Annotated in this window: 5 protein-coding genes; 1 reads left to right on the plus strand and 4 read right to left on the minus strand. The window is 40.7% G+C overall.

The window, feature by feature from the left end; genetic code table 11:
• Positions 1-161: 161 nt before the first annotated feature.
• The 4 genes from ADF75_RS01595 to ADF75_RS01610 all read right to left on the minus strand — a co-directional run bounded on the left by ADF75_RS01595 (position 162) and on the right by ADF75_RS01610 (position 1,860).
• Positions 162-347, minus strand: a complete 186-nt coding sequence (locus ADF75_RS01595) for a hypothetical protein (protein ID WP_006596525.1) — start codon at positions 345-347, stop codon at positions 162-164.
• A gap of 32 nt (positions 348-379) precedes the next feature.
• On the minus strand, positions 380-736 hold the full coding sequence (locus ADF75_RS01600) for a class Ib ribonucleoside-diphosphate reductase assembly flavoprotein NrdI (protein ID WP_192831466.1): 357 nt from the start codon (positions 734-736) through the stop codon (positions 380-382).
• On the minus strand, positions 737-1,084 hold the full coding sequence (locus ADF75_RS01605; RefSeq protein WP_006596523.1) for a hypothetical protein: 348 nt from the start codon (positions 1,082-1,084) through the stop codon (positions 737-739).
• Positions 1,085-1,293: 209 nt separating this feature from the next.
• Complete coding sequence (locus ADF75_RS01610; RefSeq protein ID WP_006597143.1) at positions 1,294-1,860, minus strand: TetR/AcrR family transcriptional regulator; 567 nt, start codon at positions 1,858-1,860, stop codon at positions 1,294-1,296.
• 151 nt (positions 1,861-2,011) lie between these two features.
• Here ADF75_RS01610 and ADF75_RS01615 point away from each other — a divergent pair, with 151 nt between their 5' ends.
• Complete coding sequence (locus ADF75_RS01615; RefSeq protein WP_006596521.1) at positions 2,012-2,965, plus strand: hypothetical protein; 954 nt, start codon at positions 2,012-2,014, stop codon at positions 2,963-2,965.
• Positions 2,966-3,259: the final 294 nt, after the last annotated feature.

Genomic DNA, 3,259 nt, shown 5'->3' on the forward strand with positions numbered 1-3,259 from the left:
CAGCGTAGTAGAGCCCACTCAACCACTGCGTCTTGCTCGACAATCCAAAGACAATTGAGAGGCTAGGACTTTTGTTCCATCCTCTATTGATACGCAAAACAGGTCAACAGATGACCTAAAAATCATTGAACAAATTAAGCTCTTCTATTTTGACAAAAAAGTCAATCTTTCTGTGACGCACTGGAAGTTGCGTCTACCTGATTCTGATCTGCTTCTTCTTGTTTAGAAGAATTTCTTTCCGTCTTATCTAAAGTGTCGGGCTCTTTCTGTACATGCCCGCAGGCCGTTAGGATAAAGACAGAAATCAGAGCCAGAAACAAGCTCCCAATTTTCTTGAATCTAGACATACGAGTCCTCCATTTTACGAAACTTGATGAGACTAGCACTCCGCCAAAAATTCCTGTACAGTCTCGACATCTTCTGGACTACCGCCTCGGTCAATATCGCAGATATGCTGGAGCCCATATTTTTCGATAATCAAGGCAGTTGCCCCGCAGAAGGTCCGGCCGTGTTTAACAGAGTCACCATTATTAACAAAACCTTTAATCAGCCCAGAATGTTTCTTGATAAAGCGTTTGGTAGACCAGGGAATTTTCCCAGCACCAGCATTTCGAGTAATGAGAATACAGGGCTCTTCCAGTTTCTCCTTGATAGTCTGGGTCGGATAGCCCAGTGATTCTGCAAATCGTTTACCAATACCAGTATTTGAATCATAAACTACAATCATCTTCATCACCTACTTTCTTAAAAAAAGGATAGCAAACCAAGCCGCAAAGCCTAAAACCACGACATCTGAGATGAGCATAAGCATGAACTCTAAATCTGGCATCATGTGAATGTACATCAGCAATGACAAAGTTGTCAAAGCCAGTGCCGTCAGCTTAACAACTGCCGGCAAGCCCGGAATCAAAGCTGCTCCGATCAGGACAACGATGAGACCTCCGACTAAAAATGACTGAAAATCCACACTTAAACTAAAACCAACTGTCGCACCGCCGTAACCAATGGTCAAAAGACCAATCAGCACCAGACAGATACCCAAAATAGCCAATCCGCTCATAGCAAATCCTCCTTGCTTATTCATTCATTTCCTCACTTTCCGTTTTTGAATGAACGATTTCTAATATTCATTCAAAACTTTTTAAAAAATAATTCACTTTATACTTATCCAATCACATTTCTTGAATACCTTCCAATTCCTATTCGCACTACATAAGACATCACCTCCTTTTGTTTGTGAATGAATGATTTTAAAAATTCATTCATGCTTGCTTCTAAGTAAAGGAATTTCCTCTATTTGGAAAAAATCCCCTTAACAAAATATTTCACTAAAGTCTCAAGACTATCGAAGTAGCCTGAAAATTCCTGCTCTGTGACATGCATGTCTATGTAATAAATCAAGTCATAAACCTTCATGATCTCAGCTATTTTCTCCTTCGAAAAGCCCTCTTCCTGCAAGCGCTGGCTGAAGGTCTGAATCAGAAACTGATGAAAGGCATTGGATGCTCGTCCGGCATCCTGATTATAGTAATCGTGCAGAATCTGAGAAATGCCTGGCTTGTTCCACTCAGCCAGAATTTTATTGGGTGAAATCAACTCAAAAGTGACTGCAAAAAGCTGCTCAACGATTGCCTCGGGCTCGCCCTGCCAGTCTACGCGTTGCATGATTCCCTCACGTATATGGCTATTTTCAGCTACATAAACCTCCAAGAAGATAGCTTCCTTGGACTCATAATACTTGTAAAATGATCCGACAGCCATATGGCTTCTCTTAGCAATATCAGAAATTCCAGCTGCCTTATAGCCTTTTTCTGCAAATACTTCTCTAGCCGCAGCCAAGAGCTCATTTTTTTTATCCATTTCCATGCCTCTTTTATGAATGAATCAATCTATATATTCATTCATATTTTAACACATTCTTGCCATTTGTCAAGCATTTATGCTATACTATACAAAAAAGATAGTTTGCTAATCAAATTATTTTTTTGTACTATATTTTGGAAGTTGAGCTATGCTCAAGGAAAGACGTAACCAGGGTACCATCGCCCTACTGGTAATTACTTTTATTTTTCTAGCAGTTGCTGCAGTGATGGGATTTATCCAATACCAAAAAGTCAACACCAAGACTGCCTATGACCGAAATAGCAATCCCGGAGCAGATTCAGCAGTCTATGCTGAAGTGTCATATATTTTTCCAGAGGCTCTGATTGAAGTAGAAGATAATACTCAAGTTTGGCTGGTTGCTTACCAAGACGGATATGTTGGTCTGCAGGCTAAAAAGGGAGACAAACAGATTGCCCAGCTCTTGGAAAAAGAGAAAAAGGGCGAGCTGGAAAAAAATCCTGTCCGAATCGTTGGCTCCTATGTTAATGCTAACTCCCCTAAAAAAAATCAGGGATATATCTCTAATTATGGCAGCCTCGTTCGCGGTCTCCTAGCAGACAATCCCGAAGTCATCACAGTAATGTCAAGCAGCTCCTATATCTCTATCACTGAATTTGAATCTGACAATCTTGCATTCATGTTCTACATTCTGTTTTTGATTGGACTCTGTGTTTTCTTTGTCGTTATAGGAATTATCGGCCGCAAGAAAAATATCGCTGCCTACGAAGAAATCTATGCAGCCTATCCAGAGGCCAAGAACAATCTCAATATCCTGCTGGAACAAGCTTCTTTCCACGACGATGTGCTGAAAATTGCTGTTTATAAAGACCATCTCATTGCCTACTATAGAGGTTTCAAGGCGATTGATCTCAAACAGGTCGTCCATCTCTACCACCACATTCTCACCATGCATCGTGGCTTCGTTGCTTCAAACAGAAACTCAACCTTAGTTGCTGTTCGAAACAATCAAAAGAAATACCAAATGCCTATTAAGAACATTGGTAAAACAACAGACACTAAACTTCAGTCAACCTTTGACTACCTCTACAACCACTTCCCTCATATCCGATTGGGAGTGTAATATCACATAAAGAGAGTGGGACAGAAATCGGTAATTCATTAGAATTCGATTTCGTTGTCCCACCTCCGGACAGTTGAGTAGGGCTATAAAAGCTGATGAAATCAGCGTAGTAGAGCCCACTCAACCACTGCGTCTTGYTCRAYAATCCAAAGACAATTGAGAGGCTAGGACTTTTGTCCCAGTCTCTTCAAATTGAAGATAAAGTCTTTTGAAAAACTTTCCTTAGGTGAGTGCGGACGTCAGCGAACTTCGTAGAAGTTCCATGACTTAGTTTTGAACCTAAGGTTTCAAAAC

Source organism: Streptococcus sp. 1171_SSPC (genome assembly GCF_001069335.1).
Lineage (GTDB): Bacteria > Bacillota > Bacilli > Lactobacillales > Streptococcaceae > Streptococcus > Streptococcus xiaochunlingii.